The following is a 5,060-nucleotide window of genomic DNA, read 5'->3' as shown; positions in this document are numbered from 1 at the left end:
TTTTAATGTTGAACCACCAAAAGCCGCTAATACTATCCTGGACTTCCAAATTGGTGTTGATAAAATCGCTATTTTAGGCTCTACTGCATCCCAATTCAACTTAAATCAAGTTGGTGGTGATACAGAAATTATCTTTGGTAGTAACATCATAGCGATTCTGATTGGAGTTCAATCCAATAGTTTGAGTTTAACAAACCCTAACCAGTTTATTTTGAGTTAATTCTAGGACTTACGCACAACACAACGGAAGTAGGGGTAATTCATGAATTACCCCTACGCAAGAATCAGGTTTTGAGTTCAATCTTGCGTAAGTCCTATAGAAATTAAATCTTTGTTTTCTATCATTCTTGTAGAGACGTTCCATGGAAAGTCTCTACTAAATTCATCCTTGGTTTTAGCAACGCCAGAATTTTTAAACAGATACCAATTATCACAGGAAAACTTTTTCAGCAACACTGATGCTGGCAAAAATAATCCTTTAAATAATGTTTTGATAATGTCCACTTATCAGCATCTTAACCTATTTAGTGAATCCTACTAGATAGGATATAACCAATTATTTGTATGTGATTTTCTAAAATCACAGGGAAAATTTAAATTATGGCACTAACAACAGGAAATATCGCATTTGTTGGATATAATGCAGATGGTAATGACAACATTGCTTTTGTGGCATTAGTTGACATTAATCCCGGTGAAGTAATTATTTTTGAAGATAACGAGTGGAATGGTACGGCTTGGGTTGATACAAACGAAGGTGCTTTTAGTTGGACAGCCACATCTTTAGTCACCGCAGGAACAATTGTCCGCATTGATAACATTGGTAGTGGAACAATTACAGCCAACCAGGGAACAGTCATAGATGCTTCTGCGTTATCACCATCACGGGGTACGAATCGCGGGATTAGTGCAAGTGATGAAGTTATCTATGCTTATCAGGGAAGTGCAGCTTCACCCACATTTATTACAGCGATCGCCAGTGGCGGATTTAATGCTACTAATGGATTACTAACGAATACAGGCTTAACGGCTGGACTGAATGCGCTGGATTTATCTACTTTAGATGATGATGCCGATGTAGCAGCCTTTAATGGCGATCGTAGTGGACAGGCTAACTTCTCAGCATATTTGCCAATTATCAATAATCCTACTAATTGGATTGTTCAAGATGGTGGAGGGGATCAGAGTATTGATACTATTGCCCCAGATGTACCATTTAGTAGCACAGCATTTACATTAGGTGCAGTATCCAATGCTGGCATTACCCTGACTCAGACTGGTGGTTCAACCAATGTCACAGAAGGTGGGGCAACGGACACCTATACAATCGTTTTAAACAGTCAACCAACCGCAGATGTCATCATTGCCTTAAACAGTGGCACACAGGTGACAACCAGTACAAATTCCCTCACCTTCACTGCTGCTAATTGGAATGTGGCGCAAAATTTGACAGTGACGGCGTTTGATGATGCCGTACTAGAAGGTTCTCATAGTGGTGCAATTACCCACAGTGTCACCAGTACGGATGCTAACTACAACGGATTGGCAATATCAAACGTGACTGCAAACATCACTGATAACGATGTTGCCTCCCCTGCCAATTTCACCATGCAAATTACCGAATATCTTTACAGCGGTGCAGATGGCGAATTTGTGGAGTTGACGAACCTCAGCCCCAATGCCATTGATCTGACTGGTTGGAGTTACTCTGATAGTGGGCGTAACCCCGGCTCTTTCTCCCTGAGTGCCTTCGGAATTGTCCAACCAGGGGAATCCGTCATTTTTACAGAAACTGCTGACGTTGCTGCCTTCCGCACTGCTTGGGGTCTGGCGAATTCCGTTAAAGTTATTGGTGGTTCAACCCCTGGACTCGGACGCGGCGATGAAATTAATATCTATGATGCCAGTAATGTCCTGGTTGATCGTCTCACCTACAGTGATGAACTTTTCCCCGGTACTGTCCGCACCCAAGAATTTAGTGCTTCCACCGATCAAGCAAACCTCGCTCCTTTAGCAATTAATCCCAATTGGCAACTTTCTGCTGTTGGTGACACTCAAAACTCCCGTGCTTCCGTTGGTGGTGCTGTTGGTAATCCTGGTACTTACAATACCAATCTAGTAGTTGCACCCACTGTCAGAATTGTGGAAAGTGGTGGGACAACGACTGCTACAGAAGGTGGGGCAACGGATTCCCTAGTATTTGTCCTTTCTGTCCAACCGACAGCCGATGTCACCATTGCCTTAAACGGTGGCACACAGGTGACAACTAGTACCAATTCCCTCACCTTCACTGCTACTAATTGGAATATTGCCCAAGTGGTGACAGTGACTGCGATAGATGATGCAGTTGTGGAAGGGAATCATATAGGGACAATTACCCAAACTGTCACCAGTGCCGATGCTCAATATAACAATATTCCCATTGCCCCAATTACAGTCGCCATTACTGATAACGACTTTGGAGTATTACCAATAGTCAATCTTTCCGTCAGTAGTAACACAACTTCGGAATCTAGCCGCAATCAAATCACCGTCACAGCAACAGCTTCGGCGGCGGTATCAGGTAATCAAACCGTTACCTTAAACGTAGGGGGAACTGGGATTACTCCTGGTGATTATTCTGTCTCTACCAGAACTTTAACCATTCCTAATGGTCAAACTACCGCCACAGCTACCTTTGTCGCCACTGATGATGGAATCGCGGAAGGAACAGAAACTGCTGTATTAAGCCTCAGTAACCCAGCTTCGGGAATTGCCCTGGGTACAACCACAACCCAAAATATCGCTATTACCAATAATAATTCGAGTCTTCTGACCAAAATTGGTGGTTTCACTAGCAGCAATGGTGGCGAAATTCCGGCTTTTGATCCCATTAGCGATCGCCTATTTGTGGTTTCTGGTTCTGTAGTGGAAATCCTCAATCTCGCTAACCCCGCTAACCCCACCAAAATCGGTGATTTGGCATTTAATACCAGTGGTGATCCTGATGGGACAACTGCCGGGGGTTTTGCCCTGATTCCCAACAGTGTCGCCGTCGGTAAAGCGGGGACTGTGAGTGCTGGCATTGTAGCTGTAGCGATCGCTATTACCAATCAAACCACGGCTGATAACAATCCAGGTGAAGTTCAGTTTTTCAATGCCGCAACCGGTGCTTTTATTAGTAAGGTGAATGTGGGCTTTTTGCCAGATATGCTTGCCTTTACCCCTGATGGCACAAAGGTTTTAACTGCTAATGAAGGTCAGCCTAACAATGCCTATACCACCGATCCTGTCGGTTCAGTTAGCATCATTAACCTAGCTGGTGGTGTTGCGACTCCTACCGTCCAAGAAGCATCCTTTACTCCCTTCGATAGCCAAATTGATGCCCTCAAAGCTTCAGGCGTGAGAATCTTTGGACCTGGTTCATCAGTTGCCCAAGATTTAGAACCAGAATATATTACCTTTTCTGGCGATGGTACAAAAGCTTGGGTAACGCTGCAAGAAAACAATGCGATCGCTGTCGTAAATATCGCCACAGCCACAATAGAGTCAATTTTGCCTTTAGGTGTCAAAGATTATAACATCACCTCTAATGCCTTGGATGCGAGCGATCGCGATGTGGATGGTACTTCTGGTGGTGGTGGAAAAGTCAATATTCAAAACCAGCCCGTAATCGGATTATATCAACCCGATGCGATCGCCTCTTACACTGTTAATGGTCAAACCTACTACGTCACCGCCAATGAAGGTGATACCCGCGACTATGACGGTTTTAGTGAAGAAGCCACCGTTTCTAGTCTCAATCTTGACCCCATAGCTTTCCCTGATGCAGCTAACCTCAAACTTCCTGAAAATTTGGGTCGTTTGCTAGTTACGAAGACCTTGGGCGATACTGATGGCGATGGGGACTATGATCAACTCTATACCTTCGGCGCTCGTTCCTTCACAATTTGGGATAGTGCTGGTGAACGGGTTTATGATAGCGGTGCAGATTTCGAGCGAATTACGGCTGCGGCTTTACCTGGAAACTACAATTCCAACAACGATAGTAACAACTTCGATAATCGCAGTGATAACAAAGGACCAGAACCAGAAGGTGTAGTTATTGGAGCGATCGCAAATCGCATATATGCTTTCATTGGTTTAGAGCGTGTCGGCGGTGTCATGGTCTATGAAGTCACCAATCCCAACAGCCCCCAATTTGTCCAATATGTCAATACCCGCGATTTCAGCGTTAATGCTGCTTCCGGTTTAACTGATTCTGGACCGGAAGGACTAGCGTTTATTTCTGCAAACGACAGCCCTAACAGCAAACCTTTGTTAGTTGTTGCTAACGAAATTAGCAAAACTACTGCCATTTTTGAAGTCAATACACCGACTCGCATTAGTGACATTCAAGGTACAAGTCATACATCACCTTTTGTCGGTCAAGTGGTAACGGCAGTTCCCGGTATTGTTACTGCTGTAGATTCCAATGGGTTTTATCTCCAAGATCCCCACTCTGACACCAATATTGCCACATCTGAAGCTATCTTTGTCTTCACCAGTAGCGCCCCTACGGTTAAAGTTGGTGACTCCATCACTGTCACGGGTACAGTCAGCGAATTTACTCCTGGTGGTGTCAGCACAGGGAATTTATCAACTACTCAGATTGGTGGCAATCCCACAATTACCATCCTTTCTAGTAATAATTCTCTACCTGCTGCCACTATTATCGGTGCGGGGGGACGGATTCCACCTACACAAGTCATTGACAACGATGGACTGACATCCTTTGACCCCACCACTGACGGGATTGATTTCTTTGAATCTCTGGAAGGAATGCGCGTCACTGCCAAAAACTTAGTTGCAGTTAGTCCTACCAATCGTTTTGGGGAAATTTACGCCGTTGTAGATAATGGTGTGGGAGCAACAGGTTTAAGTCAACGTGGCACAATCAATATCTCACCCAACGACTTCAACCCCGAACGCATTCAAATTGATGCCGACAATGGGGTGTTTGATTTTGCTTTCCCCAATGTCAATGTTGGGGCTAAGTTGGGGGATGTAACGGGGGTAGTGGGTTACAACTTCGGTAACTT

The 5,060-nt window shown here is 44.4% G+C and carries 2 protein-coding genes and 1 pseudogene; 2 read left to right on the top strand and 1 reads right to left on the bottom strand.

Annotated elements, in window-relative coordinates:
• Positions 1–220 (top strand): annotated as a pseudogene (locus tag FJR38_RS04595) (hypothetical protein); the annotation flags it as partial.
• A 77-nt stretch (positions 221–297) separates the two neighbouring features.
• Here FJR38_RS04595 and FJR38_RS04590 read toward each other — a convergent pair.
• Positions 298–504 (bottom strand): hypothetical protein, encoded by a 207-nt coding sequence (locus FJR38_RS04590; RefSeq protein ID WP_168535703.1) that lies wholly within the window; start codon positions 502–504, stop codon positions 298–300.
• Positions 505–600: 96 nt separating this feature from the next.
• Between FJR38_RS04590 and FJR38_RS04585 the strand changes: the two genes are divergently transcribed.
• On the top strand, positions 601–5,060 hold a 4,460-nt coding region (locus FJR38_RS04585), incomplete at its 3' end, for a choice-of-anchor I family protein (protein WP_174763888.1).

Source organism: Anabaena sp. UHCC 0253 (assembly GCF_009712085.1).
Classification (GTDB): Bacteria; Cyanobacteriota; Cyanobacteriia; order Cyanobacteriales; family Nostocaceae; genus Dolichospermum.
The sequence above is the reverse complement of the archived record's forward strand: the minus strand, read 5'-3'. Positions and strand labels throughout refer to the sequence as shown.